Below are 23,520 nucleotides of genomic sequence, written 5' to 3'. Positions count from 1 at the left end.
CTCATGCGAGTTATTGATATTCGTTCACCACAAGATATTAAAAACTGTTCCATTCAGGAGTTGGAAAGCTTGTGTGAAGATATACGACAGTTTTTAATTGAAAATATTTCTAAAACGGGTGGTCATTTATCGAGTAATTTAGGCGTTGTAGAACTAAGTGTTTGTCTTCATTATGTATTTAATGCTCCAAAAGATAAAATTATTTTTGATGTAGGACATCAATGTTATACGCATAAAATATTAACTGGAAGAGCGCCTTATTTTTCGACTCTTAGAAAAAAGGATGGACTTTCAGGATTTCAAAAACGAAAAGAAAGTGAATACGATTGCTGGGAAGCCGGGCATTCTTCAACTTCTTTATCCGCAGCTTTAGGCTTTGCGACAGCCAGAGATTTATTGCATGAAAACTATGAAGTCATTCCTGTGATTGGAGATGGAGCTTTGGGTTCTGGAATGTCTATGGAAGCTTTAAATGATATTGGAACACAACAAAGAAAAATGATTATTATTTTCAATGATAATAATATGTCAATTTCAAAAAATCATAGTGCCATTGAACAAAAAATCACAAATATACGAACGAGTTCGTTTTATCAGAATATGAAAATTGATGTAAAGAAAAACTTAAAAAATACATCATATGGAACTAATTTATTAAAATCCATGACAAATATTCGAGATCACATTCGTGATGAAGTGATTAATGCGCCTTTATTTGAAAACTTTAATATCAATTATATAGGTCCTGTGGATGGACATGACATCCATGCATTAATTCGTACATTTAAAGCCGCTAAAAACAGTGATGGACCCATTGTGATTCATGTTCTGACAAAAAAAGGAAAGGGGTATCCGTATGCAGAAAAAGATGAAGTCGGTAAATGGCATGGTGTATCTCCTTTTGATATTCAAACGGGCATGCCATTATTAGAGCATCCAGATGATGAATTAAGCTGGTCTGAAGTGATTTCTAAAACATTATTGGATTTAGCATATCACGATCCGAAAATTGTAGCTATTACTCCGGCAATGGCACAGGGAAGCAAGCTTTTAGAATTTGCACACAAATTCCCTAAACGCTTTTTTGATTGTGGCATTGCGGAAGAACATGCCATTACAATGGCCTCTGCAATGGCTCAAGCAGGATTAAAACCATTTGTCAGTATTTATTCTTCGTTTCTACAAAGAGCTTATGATCAAATAAACCATGATATGGCACGTATGTATGAACCAGTTGTTGTAGGTATTGATCGAGCTGGATTGGTAGGAGATGATGGAGAAACACATCAAGGTGTTTTTGATATTTCTTTTCTTAGAAGTATTCCAAATGTGATTTTATCACAGCCAAAAGATGCTTTTGAAGCACAAAATCTATTATATAGTGCCTTCCAGGAAAGAAAACCATATTTTATCCGCTATCCACGTGGTTTTGTGAAATATGAAAAAAATAAAGAATATACTTATATTCAACCAGGAACATGGACAAAAACAGTTGTTGGCAATCATCCTTCTTGTATAGTTATTTGTTATGGACCAGAAGTAGATAAAGTCATTGAAAAAGCAACAATCAATAATATGTCAATGATTGTAGTCAATGCTCGTTTCTTTAAACCCATTGATACAAAAATGATAGATGAATTAATGAAAACAAAATTAAAAATATATATTTATCAAACAGATTGTAAAATTGGTTCTTTAAGCAGTGCCATTTTAGAATATATCAATAAAGATATTGATATAATGGGTATCGAAGATCATTTTGTTGGACATGGATCAATTCGCTCACTTCGTATAGAAGAAAACATACATATTAATGGTTTATTTCAAAAAATTTGTGAGGATTCAGATGCGATTGGATAAAGCTTGTTTACAATTTATTTCATCGCGCTCTAAAGCACAAGATGCCATAGAAGAGGGTAGAGTCTATGTGAATGGTAAATGCATTCAAAAAGCATCTTATGATATTAAAGAAACCGATGAAATTAAAGTAATCTTGAAAGAAGAAGACTTTGTTTCCAGAGCTGCTTATAAATTAAAAGCCGCTTTTGATGTATTTCATTTTTCAATTGAAAATCAAATTGTATTAGATATTGGTGCCAGTACGGGTGGATTTACGGATTTATGTTTACAAAAAGGTGCAAAGAAAGTATATGCATTGGATGTAGGTCATCTTCAATTGGCTCCTTCTTTAAAAGAAGATAAAAGAGTCATTGAAATGGAAGGAAAAAATGCACGTCATATGAAAGCAGACTGGTTTGAAGATATCATTGATTTTATTTGTATGGATGTCAGTTTTATCAGCTGTAAAACAATATTGGATGTGATTGTTAAGGAGATACAACCAAAGCATATGGCCATTTTAATTAAGCCTCAATTTGAATGTGGTCCTAAATACTTAAATAAACAAGGTGTTTGCAAGGACAAAAAAATTCATCAGAAAATTGTATCCGATATTCAACAATTCATGTTTATTCACTATCAGAAAGTTTCTGTTATTCCTTGTCCTATTACTGGAAGAAATGGAAATCAGGAATATATTTTATATGCCAAAGAAAGGAGAGACCATGATTGAGCAATTAACCGTTAAAGACTATATCTTATTTGATTATGCCTGTGTTGATTTTAATAAAGGAATGAGTGTAATCACAGGAGAAACCGGGGCTGGAAAAAGTTTATTAATCGATGCGATTGGCTATTTATGTGGAGATCGAATCAATGGAGATATTGTTCGTAAAGGAAAAGAAAAATGTATTCTTCAAATGGTCTGTTCTTTACCAAATTCAACAATTTGTTCAAAACTAGAAGAAGATGGCTATGAAATTGAAGATCAATTGATGATTCAAAGAATTGTATCAAAGAATGGCAAATCTACTATTAAATTGAATATGATGACGACCACTTTAAATTATGTTCGCCAGTTAATGAATCAAATTCTGGATATTCATTCTCAAATGGATACCATTCAATTAATGGATACAGACGTTCAATTGTCTTTACTAGATCAATATGCTAGAAATGATGCATTATTGAGCAAAGTACAAGAAGCGTATCAAATCTATGCCAAAAACAAAAAAGAATTAGAAAAAGCACAAAATGAAACTTTTTCTGATGATGAATTAGATTATATTACTAGCTGTATCAATGAAATCAATCAGGCAGATGTAAAAGAAAATGAACTTGAACAACTACAAGAACAAATCAAACAAGCCAGTCAATTTCAAAAAAACATGGAAGACTTTCAGCGTTCTATTTATTTATTAGACCAGGAAAATGGTATTTTAGATCAGTTATATCAGCTTCATAAAATTTTATCTAAAAATGATGTACTGTCTTCTTCTGTTGAAAATGAATATTATCAGTTAGAAGCTATTGCACAAGACTTAAAAGAAAAAAGAGATCGTTTTCAAAATGATGTACAAGACCTAGATACTTTAATGGAACGTGAATATAAAATTAAGAAGTTATTTCGAAAATATGGTGGTTCTTTTGAAAAAATGCAGCAAATGCTGCAGTCTTATATGAATAAAGTAGATTTAATTTTGCATCGTCAAGATGTCTTTGATAAATTAGAAAAAAAATGTAAACAATCAAAAAAAGTATACGATCAATTCGCATTACAACTTCATGAATCACGTGTTCAATGTTTATCTTCTTTATCTTCACAAGTTGAAAGTCATTGTCATGATTTAATGTTAGAACATGCGAAATTTAAAATTGATATTCAATCTATCAATCCTACAAAAAAAGGAATGGATGCCATAGAATTCATGGTATCTATGAATCCAGGACAACCTTTTTCTCCTTTGAAAAAAAGTGCATCAGGAGGGGAATTATCTCGTTTGATGTTGGCATTAAAAGTCGTTTTTCAAGTTCAAAATTCCATTGAAACTATTATTTTTGATGAAATAGATACAGGCGTATCTGGAAAAGTGGCTTTAAGCATGGGACAGAAAATGAAATTATTATCTTCTCATTATCAGGTTTTATGTATTACACATTTATCCAGTGTAGCTTGCTGGGCTGATACACATTATCGTGTCTTTAAAAACGTAAAAAATCAGGAAACATTTACTTCAATTGAAGAATTAGATGAAAAAGGATGTCTTGAAGAATTGGCTGTGATGTCCAGTGGAAATATTAGCCCTGCTTCTTTAAACAATGCCAAAGAATTAAAGGAAAGAGTAAAAAATGGGTAGAGTCTTGTTTCATATCGATATCAATGCGTTTTTTGCTTCGGCTGAAGAAATTCGGCATCCAGAATTTATAGGAAAACCATTAGCGATTGGTTCTAAAAATAAGCGTTCTGTCATTTCAACAGCCAATTATATTGCACGAGAAAAAGGCGTTCATAGTGCTATGCCTGTATATCAGGCATTGGAATTGTGCCCAGAATTAATTCTTCAACCAGGCGATTTCAATTATTATCGCATGTTATCAAATAAATTTTTTAATTATTTAAAACGATATACCCATCAAATTGAACCAGCAAGTATTGATGAATGCTACATGGATGTAACTGAAATTATTAAGCAATATAAGCGACCATTAGACTTAGCCTATCAAATACAAAGTGGCATTAAACAAGAAACGGGTTTAAGTGTTTCTATTGGTGTAGCACCGAATCGTTTTTTAGCCAAAATGGCCAGTGATATGCGAAAACCAAGTGGTATTACCATTCTTCGTATTTCTGAAATTGAAACAAAACTCTGGCCTTTGGATATTTCCAAGATGCATGGAATTGGAAAGAAAACCATTCCTGTTCTTCGTCAAATTGGTATTCAAACCATTGGTGATTTTGCCAATGTTGAAAACGAACAGAAAATATTGAAATTGATGAAAAACAGTGGATATGCTTTGATTCAAAAAGCCAGAGGGCATAGTAGTTCTTTGTTGCATTATTCCTCGACACAAAAAAGTATTTCCGTTTCAAAAACATATACTACAAATTTATATACAATTCAGGAGGTATATAATAAAACTATGGAATTAAGCAAAGAATTGTCTTCTCGTTTAATAAAAGACAATCAAAAAGGAAAACTATTATCGATTTCATTGCGTGATACGAGTTTTCATACCATTGTTCGTTCAAAACCAATGAATGCATATACCAATCAATATCAAATGATTTATGAAATAGCTCAATCTTTAATAGAAGAAAATTTTGAACCCGTAGGATATCGGTTTATTGCATTGACAATGGCTTCCATTCAAAATGCGAATCAAATTATAGATCAAATGAATTTATTCGAAAAACCGATGCAAGATTCAAAATCTATTATTGAATCCTTAAATCGAGAAATGAAACAAAATGTATTTATGAGTGCATCGGATTTATTGAAAGGAAAGAGACAATGAATGAATATACATTGGATTATATTGTCAATCCAGAATATAAATTGTATCAAAGAAAAGATGGATTTCGAATGAATGTTGATACCAGGACTCTGGCTCAGTTTGTTCAAGTGAAAAAAGAGGAAACAATTTTAGATATTGGAACCAATAATGGTGCTTTATTAGTATATTTAGATCAATTTGATTTTAAAGAATGCATTGGTGTTGAAATTGTAAAAGAGTCTTATGAAAATGCTTTATTGAATCAGCAATTTATAAAACATCCTTGTACTTTTATTCATTGTGATATAAAAGAATTTCAACATAATCAATTTGATGTGATTGTATCCAATCCGCCTTTCTTTTCCATAGAAGAAACCAATAAAAATGTTACTTTAAATGCTCGACAATTAGGACGCATAGAAGTAAATTTATCTTTAAATGAATTAATGATTCATGCCTCTCGTTTATTAAAATCAAAGGGACGATTCTATTTTGTTCATCGTCCATCACGTTTAAATGAAATTATGCATTGTTTACATGAAAACAATTTTCAAGTCAGCAAAATGCAGTTTGGTTTTGATTCAAATTCAAAGGAATGTAAAAATGTTTGTATAGAAGCCATAAAAGATTCTTCTTGTAAATGTAATATATTGCCACTCATCTGGCTTTAGAAAGAAACTATATGAAATGTAGAGAAGCTTTAAATGATTTTAAAATCAATTTAATGGTAATTGAAAATAAAGCACAGAAAACAATTGAAGCCTATATACGTGATTTAAATTGTTACTTGTCTTATTTAGAAAAAATAAACATTGAAAAAATGGAAGACATTACGATTTTAAAAGTAGATTCTTTTTTTCAAGACTATGCAAAATCCCATGCTCCATCATCTTGTAATCGAATGTTAGCTTCGATTCGTTCGTTTCATAAATATACAACGCTTAATCATCCTGAAATTAATAATCCTATATTATATTTTCATGGATTTCAAAATCAGAAGCATTTACCGGTTTATATGCAAATAGAAGATGTATTTCGTTTGATTCATTCCTTTGATGAATCCGATCAAGGAATTTTTCATAGAACTATTATTGAAACATTATATAGCTGCGGTTTAAGAGTATCCGAGCTTTGTTGTTTACAAAGTAATGAAGTTCATCTACAGGAAAAGCTATTAAGAATTAAAGGAAAAGGTGGTAAAGAAAGAATGGTTCCGATTGCTTCGGATTGTATTGATCAAATGAATCAATATCTTTCTTTGGTTCGATGTCAATGGGATAAAAAAAAGAGTCCTTATTTTTTTATTAATCAGTTATCACATCCTTTAACCAGGCAATATGTTCATGAATTGATTAAGAAAAAAGTAAATGAATTACAATTAAATCCCAATATTTCTGCTCATAGTTTTCGCCATAGTTTTGCGACACATTTATTGAATGGAAACGTGGATTTAAGAGTGGTCCAGGAATTGCTGGGGCATAGCGATATACAGACCACGCAAATATATACGCATATACAAGATACTCGATTAAAAAATGTATATGATTCGTATTTTCCAAGTATAGAAAAGGAGACAAAAAAATGAGTTGTGAAGGATGTCCAAGTAAAGGAAATTGTTCGAAAAATTCTTCGAGCTGTGGGATTGTTCAAAATCCCAATAATAAAATTAAAAATGTTATTGCGATCATGTCAGGAAAAGGCGGGGTAGGAAAATCTACAATTACCGTTTTATTGGCAAAGCAAATGATTCAAAAAGGATTAAAAGTTGGAATCATGGATGCCGATATTACTGGGCCTAGTATTCCTCGTTTATTGAATATTGAAAAAAATGTTGCCTATGCCACAGAGAAACAAGAAATTATTCCTGTTGAATCAAAAGAAGGCATTAAAGTGATGTCTTTAAATTTTTTATTACCAAATGAAAGTGATCCCGTTATTTGGAGAGGACCTGTCATTGCCGGTGTTGTCAAACAGTTTTATACCGATGTATTATGGGAAGAACTGGATGTATTGTTGATTGATATGCCTCCTGGTACAGGAGATGTTGCTTTAACCATTATGCAGTCTTTACCTTTACAAGGCGTTGTTATGATTTCGACACCTCAGCCAATGGTTTCAATGATTGTTTCAAAAGCTATTCATATGTGTGAACAAATGAAGATAAAGGTATTGGGTGTGATAGAAAATATGGCTTATTTAGAATGTCCAAACTGTCATGAGCGAATTGATTTTTATAATGAAGATGAATTAAAGGCGTTCTTTGAAGAAACAAAATGCAAAAATTATGCGACTTTACCAATGATTGATTTAATTCGTGATATTAATCAATTTGATTTTTATCAACAAGATCAAAAAGAAAAAGTACAAAAATATTTAGAATCTTGTTGTGATGCGTTATTAAATGATTTATAAGATTCAAAGAAAAAAGGGCATGAAAAAAATGATTCTAAAAGTAAAAAATCAGGAAGTCATTGTTTCATGTCCTGTTTATATTTCTAAACAACGAATTGATGAATTTGTAGAGTCAAATAAAGACTGGATCATAAATCAGCTTCAAAAAGAAAAAGATCAATTTTTAAAAAATGAAGATAGTATTCATATTCTGGAAAAACCATATATTCTTTGTATTTCCAATCAAACTAAAATCGAAGAAAATAAAATATATGTTCGAAATCAAAAAGATTTTGATCAAATTCTTCTTCAAATCGCAAAAGAGGTATTACCTGCATTATTAGAAAAAACTTTAAATCATCTTCAAATTCAAGATGTATCTTTTAAAATTGGCTGTTACAGAAGCCAATGGGGAAGTTGTTTAACAAAGAAAAGAGAAATTCATTTAAATGCCTATTTAATTTGTACTTCATATGTTTTTATATATGCAACCATCGTTCATGAATGTGCGCATTTATTTATACCCAATCATTCGAAACAATTTTATGATTTAGTTCATCAGTGGTATCCAGATTATTCAAAGATTTCAAAACCAGATTTAATATTTAAAATAAAGGAGTCAAAATGAAAGTAGCCATTATTGGAGCCGGTGCCATTGGTTCTTATTTTATTTATGGATTTAGAAATCAATGTACAGTTATTGCACAAGGAAAACGAAAAGAAAATTTAGAAAAAAATGGAATTTATATCAATGATATTCATTATAAGCTCAATGTAAAAACACCAAAAGATGCTGGCTATCAAGATATGGTTCTTATTTGTACAAAATATACAGCTTTAAATTCTGTATTAGAATTTTTACCACAATTGATTCATGAAAATACCATTGTTTTGTGTTTATGTAATGGCGTGACAAGTGAAGAAAAAATTGCACAAGTCATAGATTCAAAACATATTCTTCATTCTTTTATTAAATTAGCTTCTTATCGAAATGGCAATCATATTACATTCAATGATCAGTTGATTTCTGATGTATATTTTGGAAGTATTTCAAACAATATAGAATTAGAAAATCGTTGTATAAATCTATTTTCGAATTCATTGATTCATTATCATTGCATTAAAGACATTATCAATCAAATGTGGATCAAATATGCTTCCAATATTGCCAACAACTTGCCACAAGCAATTGTTCAAGCTAATTCATTAATGTATACAAAATCTAAACACGGATATTTTTTAGCGAGTGTCTTATGGAAGGAGGTCTATAAAATTGCTTGTCTAAAAGAAATTGTAATACCAGAAAATGTTTGTATTTTTCCTGGCAGTGATTCAGGAAATATTTATTCGACGTTACAGGATATACAAGCAAAGAAGCATACAGAAGTGGACATGTTTTTAGGGGAATTGTTGAAAATGGCCAAGGAATTCAATGTTTGTCTTCCTTATAGTGAAATGTGCTATCATGTCATCAAATGTATTGAAGAAAAGAATGACAATATTTTTTAATATGATATAATGTTATAAGAATTCAGGCGGTATTTCTTAATAAGGAATCAAGTGAAAAGCTTGAACTGTCCCGGCAGCTGTAAGGTTGATGAAATCATATATGTCATTGAGTAATTGATAAGGCTTGAGAGTAAAGTGAAACCAAGTCAGAAGACTTACCTGAATCTAGATAGGAGGATTTCTATTTATTTTATTTATTTACTGGGGTTTGAATAAATGGACTAGATAGAAGAAAAAGAAATGAAAAATTCAAAAAAACTTATTGTGACAGTGGTTGTTCTAGTAGCCATTGTAGCGGCTTTGTTTGGTCGTCAAATATTATCGCAATCAAAAGCTGATGGATCTATTCAAATTGAAGTCATTGATTTAGATCAAAATGTTCTTCAAGACAAAAATGTGGAATTCATGGAAGGGGATACCTTAGTGAATCTTGTAGAAGAAAATTTTGATAATGTAACTATTGACAATGGAATGTTGATGACAATTGATGAATTAACAACACCAGAAGATTGGTCAAGTTACATTTGTATTTATGTCGATGATCAAATGAGTGAAGTAGGTATTAATGATATTGTTGTAAAAGATGGAATGAAAGTTTCATTTATCATGACTGAATTAAATTATGAATACTAAAAGATTGGTTTTACTGGCTTTTTTAAGTGCTATATTAACCATTCAAGAAGAAGTATTAACCTTTCTTCCGAATATTCAATTAACTGTATTTTTATTGGTATTATATTCTAAAAAACTTAAAATACATGAAACTTTACTCGTGATTACATTGCATGTATTATTTGATAATTTAATTTTGGGAAGTTTTAATTTGTATTATACGCCTTTTATGTGGATGGGATGGGCTTTGATTCCAATTTTATCAAACACTCTATTTAAAAAATGTGAATCATCTTTTTCATTAGCATGTACAGGTGTTTTATATTCTTTCTTATATTCCTGGATCTTTGTATTGGCTTCCATTCTCTTAATGCATGTCAATTTTGTATCGTATTTTATGGCCGATTTATTATTTGAATTCTTATTAGCCGCAAGTAGTTTCATTTCTATTTTATGGTTATATGAGCCATGTGCAAAAATATTTGATCGATTTTTGAAATAGACGAGATTTCTCGTCTTTTTTTTATTATAATAATGACATGAAATTTCAAATACAAGCAAGAATCACTGAAATTCCTTTGTCACAAGTGCTTTATTATTTAGGCTATAAAGATCAGATATTGGATTCTCAAATTTTAAATCAAATACAAAATAACATTAAAATTGTATCTAATATACAACCTAAACTGATATATCGTCTGTTATCAAAGGAACAATATACATCTATTGATTTTCCTGGAAATGATTTAAAAGAAATGATAAATCCAGCTAAATTTATTATCTTTTTTGCGTGTACATTAGGACAAGAAGTGGAACAAATTTTACGAAAAAAAGAAGTATGTGATGTGGCAGATGCTCTTATTTTTGATGCATGCTGTAATGCAGCCATTGAAAATGTCTGTGACAATTTTGAAGAAGACATAAATCATATGTTTTCTAATGATTTTTGTTCTGATCGGTTTTCACCTGGATATGGAGATTGTCCTTTATCCTTTCAAAATACTTTATGTGATTTTCTTCAGATTTCAAAAACAATTGGTGTTTGTTTAACAAAAAATTATATATTAATTCCAAGAAAATCAGTGACCGGTCTTATCGCAATTTCAAATCATGCATATTTACATCGTCATAAAGGTTGTGAAGTATGTTCTTTATTTATGACATGTGCATTTAGAAAGAGAGGACAAACTTGTGAAAAATGAATATATTTTATTAGATGGTGCTATGGGAACCATGTTGCAGAAATATGGACTTGGTTTAGGCCAAAGACCTGAAGTCTTTGGTTTAGAACATCCAGATATTTTAGAAAATATTCATCGTCAATATATTAATAGTGGAAGTCAGGTTATTTATGCCAATACGTTTGGTTTAAATCGTCATAAAGTATCGAATTTAAATTATTCTTTGGAAGAATTATTGATTGCCAATATTCAAATCGCAAAAAAAGCAGCGGGCAATCAATGTAAAGTAGCTTTAGATATTGGTCCAATTGGAGAGTTAATGGAACCCTATGGTACTTTATCTTTTGAAGAAGCTTATGATATTTTTGCGCAAATTATTGATATAGCCAAAACACAGGAAATTGATATCGTTGTTTTTGAAACAATGTCCGATTTATATGAAGTAAAAGCTGGTGTATTAGCAGCAAAAGAACATTGTGATTTACCAATTTGGGTCACAATGAGTTTTGAAAAAAACGGAAGAACTTTTACTGGAACAAAAGTAGCTAGTATGGCATGTGTTTTAGATTCATTAAAAATCGATGCCATGGGAATTAATTGTTCTTTAGGACCAGATGAAATTTATCCTTTAATCAAAGAAATGAAACAATGGACCGATATTGATTTGATTGTAAAACCCAATGCCGGTTTACCCAATCCAGCAACAGGTGAATATCAAATGGATGCCTCTACTTTCAAAGAAAAAATCAATGCGTTTAAAGAATTAGGTGTCTCTATGATTGGTGGATGTTGTGGCAGTACTCCTTCTTTTATTCAGGCTTGTAACAAAGACAAAGAAATACAAAAAATTTCAATGAAATCAAAACACGGTATTTGTTCAAGCAGTCAAATGATAGAATTAAATCAAGTGCGAGTCGTTGGTGAAAGAATCAATCCAACAGGAAAAAAACGATTCCAGCAAGCTTTAAAAGAACATGATTTAAATTATATCATGGAACAAGCAATTGCCCAGGTCGATTCAGGTGCCGATGTATTGGACGTTAATGTAGGATTACCTGGTATTGATGAAATTTCTATGATGATTGATGTCATAAAAGCCATTCAAAGCGTTGTTACGGTTCCTTTACAAATTGATTCATCGAATATACAAGCCATTGAAGCGGGTTTAAGAGTCTGTAATGGAAAAGCCATTGTGAATTCAGTGAATGGCGATAATTGTGATAGTATTCTACCCATTGTAAAAAAATATGGAGCCAGTGTCATTGGTTTAACTTTAGATAAAAACGGTATACCTCAAGATGCGATTTCTCGTTTTAATATTGCTCAAAGAATCTATCAGAAAGCTAAGTCTTATGATATTGATGATAAAGATATTATTATAGATTGTTTGACATTAACGATCTCTGCGCAACAAAATCAGGCTATGGAGACATTAAAAGCCATGCAGATAATCAAAGAAAAACTTGGTTTGTATTGCACATTGGGTGTGTCTAATATTTCTTTTGGCTTACCTAGTCGAAATCATATTATTTGTTCTTTTTTAACGAGTGCTTTATATTGTGGTTTGGATTTACCTATTGTGAATCCAAATAGTCAGGCTATTATGGATTGTATCCATTCTTTTAAAGCCATTTCTTGTCAAGACAAAGATTGTCAGGATTATATTCAACGGTTTGCGAATATTAAAGAAGAAAAAGTTATTTCTTCTTCTGGTATGGATATTGAATCAGCTGTCATTAAAGGCTTAAAAGAAGAATGTTATAAATGCACGTTACGTGAATTAGAGACCATGAATGAAATGGATATCATTAATTTAAAGTTAATTCCGGCTTTAGATAAAGTAGGAGAATTATATGAACAAAATAAATTGTTTTTACCACAATTAATCAATGCCGCCAATGCAGCTTGTGCTGGTTTTGATTGTATAAAAGAGCGTATTGCCAATAAAGGACAAAACATTTCAAAAGGAAAAATACTTTTAGCTACAGTTGAAGGCGATATTCATGATATTGGGAAAAATATAGTTAAAGTTGTATTGGAAAATTATGGATATCAAGTCATTGATTTAGGAAAAGATGTTCCAGTTGCAAAAGTAGTGGAACAAGCCATTTATCATAATGTTTATTTAATTGGACTATCGGCTTTAATGACGACAACAGTTGAATCAATGAAAAAAACAATTCAAGCACTGAAAGATTCAAAACATCCTTGTGTCATTATGGTTGGAGGAGCCGTTTTAACAGAAGAGTATGCCAAAGAAATAGGTGCCGATTATTATTCAAAAGATGCAAAACAAAGTGCAGATATTGCCAAGAAAGTGTTAGGATAGTTATGAAGATTCAGGAATATTGTAAAAATCATATACTGGTTTTTGATGGGGCTATGGGTACTTATTTTTCCAAACTGCATCCATTTGAAAGACAATGCGTAGAAAAAATGAATGTGATTCATCCGCGATGGATATCTCAGATTCATAATGAATATATTGAAGCGGGTGCACAAGCTATTAAAACCAATACTTTTTGTTGTAATCGTCCATATTTTCAAGATGAAACATATTGTAAAGAATCTATTTATAAAGCTTGTGATATTGCCAATGCTTTTGATGTTTTTGTATTTGCAGACATTGGCCCCATTTCAAGTGAATATGATGCGTTTGAAGAAATGAAATGGGTCGTAGATCGTTTTTTAGAAAAAAATATAAAATATTTTATTTTTGAGACGCAATCTAGAATTGATGGATTAAATGAAATCGCTTCTTATATTCATTCCAAAGTTGAAGATGCTTTTTTAATTGTAAGTTTTTCAGTTCAAAGTGATGGATTTTCAAGTTCTGGTATCCATATTCAAGATTTAATATCCCATACAAAAAATCATTTTGATGTAATTGGATTAAATTGTGGATGTGGTGTATCACATATGGTATCTCTTTTACAATCTTTTGAAGATATTTCTTATGTTTCGCCTAATGCTGGTTATCCAACCATTGTCAATAATCGAACATATTATCAAGTTAATCCTTCTTATTTTGCTTTAGAAATGTTGAAAATGAGAAATTATAATATTTTTATGATGGGTGGTTGTTGTGGAACAACACCAGATCATATTAAAGAACTTGTAAATTCTTTGCATTCAAATTATGAAGTAAATGAACCTATAAAAAAGGAAATCAAACATATTGATACAATAGAAGATCCAAGTGATTTCTATAAAAAATTATCCAATCTTCAAAAAGTTATTGCAGTGGAATTAGATCCTCCATCAAATTGGGATTTATCAAAGTTTATGAAAGGGGCCTGGCAATTAAAAGAAGTGGCAGATGCTTTAACAATTGCGGATTGTCCTATTGGACGAGCAAGAATGGATGCTTCTTTACTGGCTTGTAAAGTAAAACGTGAATTAAATATGGATGTATTGCCACATATGACTTGTCGAGATCGTAATTTAAATGCGACAAAGGCTTTATTATTGGCAGATTATGCCCAGGGAATCCGTGATGTACTTTTAATTACGGGAGATCCTATTCCAAGTGATTCTCGTGATGAAGTTAAGACGGTATATCAATTTAATTCTCGTAAAATGGCAAAATATATTTGTTCTTTAGAAGAAAAAGGAATGATGTCTCCTTTTCATTTATTTGGGGCTTTAAATGTCAATGCATTGAATTTTGATATTCAATTAAAAATCGCAAAAGAAAAAATAGAAAATGGAATGGTTGGTTTCTTTACGCAGCCTATTTTATCTTTAGAAGCATTTGAAAATTTAAAACGAGCAAAAAAGGAATTAAATGCCTATATTTTAGGAGGCGTTATTCCTGTTGTTTCATATCGAAATGCGGTTTTCATGGAAAATGAAATCAATGGAATTCATGTTTGTAAAGAAATTATGGATTTATATGTCAATAAAAATCGAGAACAAGCCCAGGAAATTGCGATTCATGTTTCAAGTACAATTATGAAGAAAATAGAAAATTATGTAGATGGTTTTTATTTGATGACGCCTTTTGGTCGTAGTGAACTAATGGTAAAAATTATTGATTTATATAAAAAAATGTGATAGTATTTTTTCGGAAAGTTCTTCTTTTCAAAGGGAATGAATGTCTCCCTTGCATATTGCAAAACCGCATAAAGCTGATGACTTCTACAACATTTTTTTGTTGTGTCATCAGTTTTTTCTTTTTGGAGGATTTATGGTAGAGAGTATTGCGTATATTTGTTTATTGGGATTGTTTCTAGGTTTTTTATTTCAAAAATGTCATTTACCTCGTTTGTTAGGAATGATTATTGCTGGTATGATTTTAGGTCCTTATTGTTTATCTTTATTAGATATATCTATTCTAGAAGTATCTTCACAAATTCGACAAATGGCTTTGATCATTATTTTGACCCGTGCTGGTTTATCCTTAGATATTTCGGATTTAAAAAAAGTAGGTCGCCCAGCTATTTTAATGTGTTTTGTGCCAGCTTGTTTTGAAATGGCAGCTACTATTTATTTCGCACCAAAATTCTTTTCAATTTCCACATTAGATGCAGCTATTCTGGCAAGTGTAATTGCAGCGGTTTCTCCTGCAGTTGTCGTTCCGAAAATGATTGAATGCATGGATAAAAAGCTAGGTACCAAAAAGGGAATTCCGCAAATGATTTTAGCAGGTGCATCGGTGGATGATGTCTTTGTGATTGTAATGTTTTCTTGTTTTACTTCTTTAGCGATGGGAAATGGTTTTCATGCCAGTGAATTATTGCGTGTTCCTTTTTCCATTGGTTTTGGTATTTTGATTGGATATGGAACTGGAAAAATTGTGTCTTTATTTTTGAATAAAATAAAAATGCATTCTATAAATGAATTTATTTTTGTATTATGTTTTTCTTTTTTATTAATGAAATTAGAGAATTTACCCATTCCTTTTAGCGGATATATTTCAATTATGGCTATGGGACTTGCCTTGCATAATACATCTAATTCTTGTATGTCTTTGAACCATTTTTATAATCAAACATGGAATATCGCACAAATTTTCTTATTTGTTTTAGTAGGTGCCAGTGTAAATTTAAGTGTTGCCTTTGATTATGGATGGATTAGTGTTTTATTCTTATTTGTTATTTTATTGATTCGAATTCTTGGTGTATTTATATGTTTGATCAAAACACCATTAAATAAAAAAGAACGCTTTTTTACAGCTGTTTCTTATTGTCCAAAAGCCACGGTTCAAGCAGCTATTGGTTCTGTTCCATTGGCAATGGGACTATCACAAGGAGAATTTATTTTGGCAATTTCTGTTCTTTCCATTTTAGTCAGTGCACCACTAGGCGCCATTTTGATGCATATTCTCGATCAAAAGTGTCTTGAAAAGGAGTATTTATCCCAATAGAAGTTTCGTGTATAATAGAAGAATAGTGAAGGAGTGATTGTTATGCAGACACTTGCGATTTGCGCTGCCAAAATATCTTCTCTATTTTTAAAATGCATTGGACGTGGAGGGTCTTTACCTGGTTCAATCGCTTTAAAATTAGATCACGAAATTTTAAATAAATTGGATTTTACTGGACCTGTTATTTTGGTGACAGGAACAAATGGAAAAACAAGTACAGCCAACATGATTGCGGATTGTTTAGCTCATGCAGGATATCATGTGATTTCCAATCGAAAAGGCGATAACTTAAAAGCAGGCATCACAACGACATTGTTGACGAATGCTTCCTTAAGTGGACGCATCCATGCTACGGCTTGTGTTTTAGAAGTCGATGAATTAAATGTTCGCCATATTCTTCCTTTTATTCCTGTTACTTGTTTTGTTGTGAATAATTTTTTTCGCGATCAATTGGATCGTGCACGAGAAATGGAGCAGCTGATTGAAACCATTGAAGATGTTTTGCCAAATTATAGAGGAGACTTAATCTTAAATGGAAACGATCCCAACGTGGTTCGTTTAGCACAAAAAGCTGTGAATAGTCATGTTTATTATTTTGGAATGGAAAAGAATAAATATTCTTTAAAGAATACTTCAGAAGCTTCTGAAGGAAAGTTTTGTCCTGAATGTGGTCATAAATTAAATTATTCTTTTTATCAGTATTCACATATTGGAAAATTTCATTGTTCACATTGTGATTTTCAGACACCTGAATTATATGTTGAATTAAAAAATATTGATTTGAATAAACAATCTTTTACTTGTGATGGGCATACTTTCCGTCAACCGTATCATGGTTTGTATTCTATGTATAATTGTGCGGCGGTATGTGCAGTATGCAAATACTTGAATATTAAAACAGATGTTATTGAATATGTATTTAGTCATGCTCCTCAACCTGCAGGTCGAAATGAATCTTTTAATAATTATAATCATACTTGTATTTTAAATTTAGTTAAAAATCCAACGGGAGCCAATGAAGTTATGAAAGTCATTGAAACGGATTTAGAAAATAAAACAATTTGTATTGTTTTAAATGATAGAGAACAAGATGGAACCGATGTCAGCTGGATTTATGATACTTTTTTTGAAAAAATTATGAATAAACAAACAAAGCGTATCATTTGTACGGGTACGCGTGGATATGATATGGCTTTGCGTATTGAATATGGTGGCTACCAAGGTGATATTGAAGTCTATGATACAATGGAACAAGCTGTTTCTAAAAGTTTTTCTTTTCCTGAAAAAGTCTATGTTATCGCGACATATACAGCTCTTCTGCCTGTTCGTCATGTCATTGTAAAGGAGATGGGCCTATGAATTTAAAAGTATGCTGGATGTATCATGATATTATGGATTTATATGGTGATAAAGGAAATATGATGGTCCTTAAAAAACGTTGTTTAGATCGTGGTATTGATTTTCAATTGGATACTTGCCAAATCGGACAAAAAATGGATTTAAGTTTATATGATTTATTATTTTTAGGAGGCGGCGCTGATAAGGAACAAATTAGTTTGATTCCGGATTTACTTTCTCGAAAAGAAAATATCAAAAAAGCCATGGACGAAAATACATTTGTTTTATTGATTTGTGGTGGCTATCAATTATTTGGTCAATATTATATTGCAGCAGATGGACAAAAAATTGATGGATTAAAATTCTATGATTATTATACGGATACAGGTAAACAAGGGTCTCGTTGTATTGGTAATATAATTATTGATGCGAATTTAGATGGTATTCAAACAAAAATTATTGGCTTTGAAAATCATGGTGGACAGACTTTAAATGTTTCAAGTCCGTTAGGAAAAGTCCTTCATGGATATGGAAATAGTTTTGATGCTGGTTTTGAAGGCTTTTATGATGGAAAAATTCTAGGAACATATTTACATGGTCCTTTGCTGCCTAAAAATCCAGTTGTTGCGGATTTTGTGATTTATAAAGCATTAAAGAAACGAAATCCCGTCATTGAATTTAGTGATTTAAAGTCTTTGCCTTCTTTGTTTGAACAAAAAGCCAGAGATGTTCTTTTTAAGCGTTTTGATGTGGAATAAGGAGGAAAAAATGAAAAAAGTATTGAGTCTTTTCATGAGCTTATTTTTGTGTCTTTCTCTATTTGGTTGTTCAAAAAATCCTTCCTATACAGTATCAGATAATGTTATTTTAACGTTATCAGATGTTTTAAAAGTAGAAAATGATGCACAAAATACGATTTATTATTATTATTTAATGGACATTGAAAACAGTTCAGATGATGAGTTTGATTTAGATAATTTGTCGTATTCCATCAAAGAAAAGGGAAGTGACAAAGAAATTGGAGCCATTGATCAAAAGAAGTTTGTTCCTTCTAAAATTGTTCCAGCCGGGGAAAAAGCTTATATTGCTGGTTATATTGGCTTTCCAAATAATGATCAGAAAAATATAGGAATTGAATTTAATTCTTCCAAAGATTTTTTAGCTTTTAAAAATGCGAAAGTTCGTACTGCCAGTAATCAGGATGTTGCGACAAAACAAGTGGGTATGTCACAGAAATTATATGAAAGTGATGAATTATTGATTAGCTATGATTATTCACAAGCTGAAATTAATTTCTTTGAAGGAAATACTGTGGTATCAAATTTTTATATTAAATATGAAAATAAAACAGATAAAAGAATGGTTATTCCTTATGTTACACCTTTAGGGACTTTAAACGGTTGTTTAACAACCGATTATGCATCAAAAGGTGACTTTAAATCTATGTCAATGGATGATATTAAAAAACTGGATTTAAAAACGGATGGATTATTGGCACAAACAAAAAATATTTCTGGTGAATCGGGTGGCTATGCATTGTTGTATCTGGATCCTGAACAGTCATTGAGTTGTAATATTATGATTACATTCCACAATGCTTTCATTTATTATCAGGAAGAAGATCCACAACCAATCACCATTGAATTGACATGTCAGGCATTGGGAATTGATCGTACAATTAAACTGGACAGGAGTTAGTTATGACCATAAAGTGTTTAGCATTTGATTTAGATGGTACTTTATTAACAAGTCAGAAAACAATTGATCCTCGTACTTTGTATTCCATTCAAAAGGCAATGGAAAATGGTATCCATATTATTATTGCTTCTGGACGCGATAAAAATGGCTGTAAATTTGTTTATGAGCCTTTGGGTTTAGAAAATGGCCCGCATTTTCTGGCTTTAGTCAATGGACAAATTGTTTATGATTTTGAAAATCGAGAATATGATTTAGATGATGTTTTAACAATGGAAGATGGTCTAAAGATTCAAAAGATTTGTAAGGAATTCAAAGTGGAAGGTATTTTTCAATGTGGGTATGACTTTTATAGTTATGTTTCCACTATGAATCGAATGAAGAAAAAAGTAAAGTCTTTCATTTTTGGTGAACCAGAAGATTATGGTTTAAAAGCTGGGATGGAGCATCGTAATTTTATCAATTTACCATATGAACAAGTAAAATTAACACAAGATATTAATAAAGTAATTCTTGTACAAACCGGGAATTTCTTTGAGAAAAATATAGATGCTTTAAAACAAGCTTTATCAGATTATGATGTATTATTAGTGGGTCCTCAATGGATAGAGATTATGCCTAAAAATGTCAGCAAAGCCAGTGCTATAGAAAAAATCACAAAGAAGTTAGGCATTTCAATGAATGAGGTTATGGCTTTTGGAGATGCACAAAATGACATTGAAATGATAAAACGTGTTGGAATTGGTGTGGCTATGGGCAATGCCATGGATGAAGTTAAGGAGGCCGCGGTTATGGTTGCTGATAGCAATGATGACAATGGCATTGGAAAAGTCATCGATCAGGTACTTGGTTTATAAGACTCTTTTTTGAGTCTTTTTTAGATTGGTTAAGTATATGCATTTTGTAAAAGTTAAAGGTATTTTATCCAATAAAAATGGAATAAATTTATATCGTGGTTGTTCACATGGCTGTATTTATTGTGATTCAAGAAGCAAATGTTATCAAATGAATCATGATTTTGAAGATATTGAAGTCAAAATCAATGCACCTGAATTACTGGAAAGTGCTTTATATCGAAAAAGAAAAAAGTGTATGATTGCTACAGGCGCTATGTGTGATCCATACCTTCATATCGAAAAAGAATTAAAATTAACGCGAAGTTGCTTAGAAATCATTGATAAATATGAATTTGGCGTAGCTATCTTGACTAAATCGGATTTGATTTTAAGGGATATAGATTTAATAGAAAAAATCAATCAAACAAGTAAAGCAATTGTACAAATGACAATTACAACGTATGACGATGCATTGTGTTCTATTTTAGAACCAAATGTATGTTCTACTTCCTCTAGACTAAATGTATTACATATTTGTAAAGAAAAAGGAATTCCGACTATTGTATGGTTGTGTCCAATTCTTCCTTTTATAAATGATACAAAATATAATATTGAACAAATTGTAAAAGCTTGTGCTAGAGAAAATGTAAAAGGAATTATTAATTTTGGAATGGGATTAACATTACGAGAAGGAAATCGTGAATATTTTTATGAGAAATTAGATAAATTATTTCCTGGATTAAAAGAAGTATATATCAAAAAATATGGAAATGCATATGAATTGCCGGTACAAAGAGCAAATGAACTCTATCATTTATTTGTTTCTTTGTGTCAACAGTATGGAATTGAATATAGAATGGATGAAATATTCAAATATTTAAATAAATTTGAAGCAAAGAAACAAATAGAACAATTAACTTTGTTCTAAAAGAAAGGAAAGTTTTAATGATTTATTGTATATTTATCAATATTTTGAGTTTTATAGTTTATGGAGTCGATAAATATAAAGCAATACATCAAAAATATCGTATACCTGAAAATATCTTACTGTGCTTAACAATTCTAGGTGGGGGAATCGGAAGTCTATGTGCGATGTTTGTTTTTCGTCATAAAATTCGAAAAAGGAAATTCTACATTGGCATTCCAATTCTATTAGTTATACAATATACATTATATGTGAAATATTTCACATAATAAGCAACCTATTCTATCAATAAATCATATTTATCCTATAATTTAGTAATTAAAAACAGTATGCATAAGATTTAGAAATGAATATCTTGTTACAACATTGAAAAACAACATACAACAATTGATATGTTTTAATATTGAATCATTGATACAGTATGAATAAAAAAAACATTACAAGTTATTTAAACCTATTAGATCTTAGAATATATTATCCTGTGAGAAGTCAATTTCAAATAAAAGATGAATAATGACACTTATTTTATTAAATGAAAGAATCATATAAATTTTATACTTCACAATTATGTAATAAAAAAAATATGTAAGTATAATTTCATAAAAATATTACATAAGATATATTATGCGAAGTAAATGATTCGTAAAATAATGCCAAAAAAGAGTAACGTGTGTTACTCTTTATAACTCATTTTACATGCCATTTGATTTTCTATTTCTTGTATATTTTTTTCTATAGTTTCTAATCTATGAAAATCTTCATTATGATTCAGAATTTCATCTTTTTGTGGTTTCAGTATATCTAATTCTTTTTGTTTGTGATTTATTTTATCTATTGTACTATGTTTTTCTTTTCGTTTGATTAGTGGCAACTTTCTTTTATATTGGTTTAGTTCTTTTATTTCATTTTCTAAATCATTTACTTTTTTTATAACATCAATTTTTAATAACTTTTGCCACATTTCTTCTTTTTGTTTTTGAAGATCCTTTAACTTCCCTTCTAATTCTTCTTTTAAACTTGAATGAGAAATCCAATATTGTTCTAAACTTATTTCATATTCTTTTTCCTGCTGTATTTAAAGTTTAGTCAGATTTTGTTTAAATATGCTGTTTGGCCATTTCGCATTTTGAATATTTTTTAAAAATTCAATGCATAAAGAATGATATACTGGATTCTTGTATTTGATTGCTAAATTGGAAAGTGTATCTGTATATGTTTGTATTATATTTTCAAATCCAACAAATGTTTCAATTCCTTTTTTATCTTCGTTTGGTGTTATAAAATTCAATTGAATCATTTTTCTATGTCTTTTGTATACTGTACTAAAACAGTAAAATCATTTTCTGTGTAATAATCTACTATTTTATCAATACTTTTTTTACATTCTTGTAAGATACGACTTCTATTATTAAATTCATAGCTTTTTAAAGATCGCATTGTTTTTTCATATGTTTCATATACTATTTTTTCTAACATTTCTTTCACCTTCTTATTATCATTTAATCATTTCAAAAGACAAAAGAAAACTCCTTTTCTTTTTTGGTTTTTTCAAAAAGTAAGGAGAAAAATAAAATTATTTTTCATGAACGAGTTTACCTGTCATATGTTCTATTTCAATGCACAATAATTGCACATTTTTATAATGTTTTTCAATAATTATATTTAATTCATCTTCACTTGGAAAATATTTCATTCCTAATGCTTTTAATATAATATCATCTTTTATAAAATGAATACGACCATATATTACCACACTCGTTACATAATAAGCCCAATCTCCTTCTTTTTTATAGCCTTTATCCCATGTTGTAAAACAAACACGATTATCATGCATCATTGCATCTATTTTTTGTCCAGAAAAACCACAGTGAAGATAAATTTTATTGTCTTTATATAAATAATTCATCGGAATTGCATAAGGATAGTCTTCAGTTTTAAATGAAACCACTGCTCTTTTTTCTTGTTCTAATATTTTGATGCAACATTCTTTAGATACTTCCTGTTTCTTTCTTCTCATTTCTCTAAACATATAAATCTCCTATATTTTTTGCATCCAAGTCCAGACTTTGATCATCCAAGTATATGGAATTACTTTTGCGATAATACGATGCATGCTGCAAACTAAACCAGGTGTACTAACTGCTTTATGTTTTTTACTATCTTTCAAGGCTTTCTTTACAACATTTTTTTTGTTTGATGCGAATGGATAGTGTTTAATCGCATTTTTATTCGTTTCTTGAGCAATTTCTATAAATTCTGTATCTTTAATCCAATAAGTGTATTTGTTAATTTAAATGTGAGCCACTTTTGGTTGAATTATCAATCGAAAAA

General features: G+C 30.4%; 26 protein-coding genes and 2 riboswitches. Of the genes, 21 read left to right on the top strand and 5 right to left on the bottom strand.

Translation table 11 applies throughout. From position 1 onward, the window contains the following. The first annotated feature begins 3 nt into the window (after nt 1-3). From dxs to ACI32A_RS03980, 21 genes are all read left to right on the top strand, one after another. A complete protein-coding gene (gene dxs, locus ACI32A_RS04080; RefSeq protein ID WP_439753753.1) occupies nt 4-1,860 on the top strand; it encodes a 1-deoxy-D-xylulose-5-phosphate synthase in 1,857 nt (618 codons plus the stop codon). Beyond that, on the top strand, nt 1,847-2,572 hold the full coding sequence (locus ACI32A_RS04075) for a TlyA family RNA methyltransferase (protein ID WP_439753752.1): 726 nt from the start codon (nt 1,847-1,849) through the stop codon (nt 2,570-2,572). Before dxs ends, ACI32A_RS04075 begins: the two co-directional genes overlap by 14 nt. Next, nucleotides 2,565-4,196: a DNA repair protein RecN gene (locus ACI32A_RS04070; RefSeq protein WP_439753751.1), complete on the top strand. Its 1,632-nt coding sequence runs from the start codon at nt 2,565-2,567 to the stop codon at nt 4,194-4,196. The genes ACI32A_RS04075 and ACI32A_RS04070 overlap by 8 nt, the downstream gene beginning before the upstream one ends. After that, the gene (gene dinB / locus ACI32A_RS04065) at nt 4,189-5,355 is read left to right on the top strand and encodes a DNA polymerase IV (RefSeq protein WP_439753750.1); all 1,167 of its coding nucleotides are present in this window, start codon (nt 4,189-4,191) and stop codon (nt 5,353-5,355) included. The genes ACI32A_RS04070 and dinB overlap by 8 nt, the downstream gene beginning before the upstream one ends. Further along, nucleotides 5,352-6,005, top strand: coding sequence for a tRNA1(Val) (adenine(37)-N6)-methyltransferase (locus ACI32A_RS04060; RefSeq protein ID WP_439753749.1), 654 nt, complete (start codon nt 5,352-5,354; stop codon nt 6,003-6,005). Before dinB ends, ACI32A_RS04060 begins: the two co-directional genes overlap by 4 nt. Nucleotides 6,006-6,016: 11 nt before the next feature. Continuing rightward, on the top strand, nt 6,017-6,919 hold the full coding sequence (locus tag ACI32A_RS04055) for a tyrosine-type recombinase/integrase (RefSeq protein ID WP_439753748.1): 903 nt from the start codon (nt 6,017-6,019) through the stop codon (nt 6,917-6,919). After that, nucleotides 6,916-7,746 (top strand): Mrp/NBP35 family ATP-binding protein, encoded by an 831-nt coding sequence (locus tag ACI32A_RS04050; protein WP_439753747.1) that lies wholly within the window; start codon nt 6,916-6,918, stop codon nt 7,744-7,746. Before ACI32A_RS04055 ends, ACI32A_RS04050 begins: the two co-directional genes overlap by 4 nt. A 19-nt stretch (nt 7,747-7,765) precedes the next feature. Then, nucleotides 7,766-8,353, top strand: coding sequence for a M48 family metallopeptidase (locus ACI32A_RS04045; RefSeq protein ID WP_439753746.1), 588 nt, complete (start codon nt 7,766-7,768; stop codon nt 8,351-8,353). Then, nucleotides 8,350-9,234 carry a ketopantoate reductase family protein gene (locus ACI32A_RS04040; RefSeq protein WP_439753745.1) on the top strand — a complete coding sequence of 295 codons (885 nt, stop codon included), beginning with the start codon at nt 8,350-8,352 and terminating at the stop codon, nt 9,232-9,234. Before ACI32A_RS04045 ends, ACI32A_RS04040 begins: the two co-directional genes overlap by 4 nt. A 7-nt stretch (nt 9,235-9,241) precedes the next feature. After that, a riboswitch (cobalamin riboswitch) is annotated at nt 9,242-9,411 on the top strand. A 63-nt stretch (nt 9,412-9,474) separates the two neighbouring features. Beyond that, nucleotides 9,475-9,867 (top strand): DUF4430 domain-containing protein, encoded by a 393-nt coding sequence (locus ACI32A_RS04035; RefSeq protein ID WP_439753744.1) that lies wholly within the window; start codon nt 9,475-9,477, stop codon nt 9,865-9,867. Next, the gene (locus tag ACI32A_RS04030) at nt 9,857-10,348 is read left to right on the top strand and encodes a hypothetical protein (RefSeq protein WP_439753743.1); all 492 of its coding nucleotides are present in this window, start codon (nt 9,857-9,859) and stop codon (nt 10,346-10,348) included. Before ACI32A_RS04035 ends, ACI32A_RS04030 begins: the two co-directional genes overlap by 11 nt. Before the next feature lie 37 nt (nt 10,349-10,385). Then, nucleotides 10,386-11,048, top strand: a complete 663-nt coding sequence (locus tag ACI32A_RS04025) for a vitamin B12 dependent-methionine synthase activation domain-containing protein (protein WP_439753742.1) — start codon at nt 10,386-10,388, stop codon at nt 11,046-11,048. Next, on the top strand, nt 11,038-13,356 hold the full coding sequence (locus tag ACI32A_RS04020) for a homocysteine S-methyltransferase family protein (protein ID WP_439753741.1): 2,319 nt from the start codon (nt 11,038-11,040) through the stop codon (nt 13,354-13,356). The genes ACI32A_RS04025 and ACI32A_RS04020 overlap by 11 nt, the downstream gene beginning before the upstream one ends. 2 nt (nt 13,357-13,358) lie before the next feature. Beyond that, complete coding sequence (locus ACI32A_RS04015; protein ID WP_439753740.1) at nt 13,359-15,083, top strand: bifunctional homocysteine S-methyltransferase/methylenetetrahydrofolate reductase; 1,725 nt, start codon at nt 13,359-13,361, stop codon at nt 15,081-15,083. Between the two features lie 23 nt (nt 15,084-15,106). Beyond that, nucleotides 15,107-15,177, top strand: a riboswitch (Fluoride riboswitch). A gap of 39 nt (nt 15,178-15,216) precedes the next feature. Beyond that, entirely contained in the window at nt 15,217-16,395 is a 1,179-nt protein-coding gene (locus ACI32A_RS04010; RefSeq protein WP_439753739.1) for a cation:proton antiporter, read from the top strand. Between the two features lie 42 nt (nt 16,396-16,437). Next, a complete protein-coding gene (locus ACI32A_RS04005) occupies nt 16,438-17,754 on the top strand; it encodes a MurT ligase domain-containing protein (protein ID WP_439753738.1) in 1,317 nt (438 codons plus the stop codon). Next, complete coding sequence (locus ACI32A_RS04000; RefSeq protein ID WP_439753737.1) at nt 17,751-18,491, top strand: type 1 glutamine amidotransferase; 741 nt, start codon at nt 17,751-17,753, stop codon at nt 18,489-18,491. The genes ACI32A_RS04005 and ACI32A_RS04000 overlap by 4 nt, the downstream gene beginning before the upstream one ends. Nucleotides 18,492-18,501: 10 nt before the next feature. Continuing rightward, nucleotides 18,502-19,431 carry a hypothetical protein gene (locus ACI32A_RS03995; protein ID WP_439753736.1) on the top strand — a complete coding sequence of 310 codons (930 nt, stop codon included), beginning with the start codon at nt 18,502-18,504 and terminating at the stop codon, nt 19,429-19,431. Between the two features lie 2 nt (nt 19,432-19,433). Beyond that, nucleotides 19,434-20,285 carry a Cof-type HAD-IIB family hydrolase gene (locus ACI32A_RS03990; RefSeq protein ID WP_439753735.1) on the top strand — a complete coding sequence of 284 codons (852 nt, stop codon included), beginning with the start codon at nt 19,434-19,436 and terminating at the stop codon, nt 20,283-20,285. Nucleotides 20,286-20,322: 37 nt separating this feature from the next. Beyond that, entirely contained in the window at nt 20,323-21,192 is an 870-nt protein-coding gene (locus ACI32A_RS03985) for an SPL family radical SAM protein (protein ID WP_439753734.1), read from the top strand. Between the two features lie 17 nt (nt 21,193-21,209). Beyond that, a complete protein-coding gene (locus tag ACI32A_RS03980) occupies nt 21,210-21,458 on the top strand; it encodes a DUF1294 domain-containing protein (RefSeq protein WP_439753733.1) in 249 nt (82 codons plus the stop codon). 404 nt (nt 21,459-21,862) lie between these two features. On the opposite strand, the gene ACI32A_RS03975 is transcribed toward ACI32A_RS03980, so the two are convergent. From ACI32A_RS03975 to ACI32A_RS03955, 5 genes are all read right to left on the bottom strand, one after another. Beyond that, nucleotides 21,863-22,150: a hypothetical protein gene (locus tag ACI32A_RS03975; protein WP_439753732.1), complete on the bottom strand. Its 288-nt coding sequence runs from the start codon at nt 22,148-22,150 to the stop codon at nt 21,863-21,865. Nucleotides 22,151-22,264: 114 nt separating this feature from the next. Further along, nucleotides 22,265-22,486: a hypothetical protein gene (locus ACI32A_RS03970; RefSeq protein ID WP_439753731.1), complete on the bottom strand. Its 222-nt coding sequence runs from the start codon at nt 22,484-22,486 to the stop codon at nt 22,265-22,267. Then, on the bottom strand, nt 22,483-22,665 hold the full coding sequence (locus ACI32A_RS03965; RefSeq protein WP_439753730.1) for a hypothetical protein: 183 nt from the start codon (nt 22,663-22,665) through the stop codon (nt 22,483-22,485). The genes ACI32A_RS03970 and ACI32A_RS03965 overlap by 4 nt, the downstream gene beginning before the upstream one ends. Before the next feature lie 97 nt (nt 22,666-22,762). Further along, a complete protein-coding gene (locus ACI32A_RS03960; protein WP_439753729.1) occupies nt 22,763-23,218 on the bottom strand; it encodes a pyridoxamine 5'-phosphate oxidase family protein in 456 nt (151 codons plus the stop codon). Nucleotides 23,219-23,227: 9 nt separating this feature from the next. After that, nucleotides 23,228-23,356: a hypothetical protein gene (locus ACI32A_RS03955; RefSeq protein ID WP_439753728.1), complete on the bottom strand. Its 129-nt coding sequence runs from the start codon at nt 23,354-23,356 to the stop codon at nt 23,228-23,230. Nucleotides 23,357-23,520: the final 164 nt, after the last annotated feature.

The sequence above is a fragment of the Floccifex sp. genome, assembly GCF_051873555.1.
GTDB lineage: Bacteria > Bacillota_I > Bacilli_A > Erysipelotrichales > Erysipelotrichaceae > Floccifex.
This window is presented reverse-complemented; position numbering and strand designations above follow the sequence as displayed.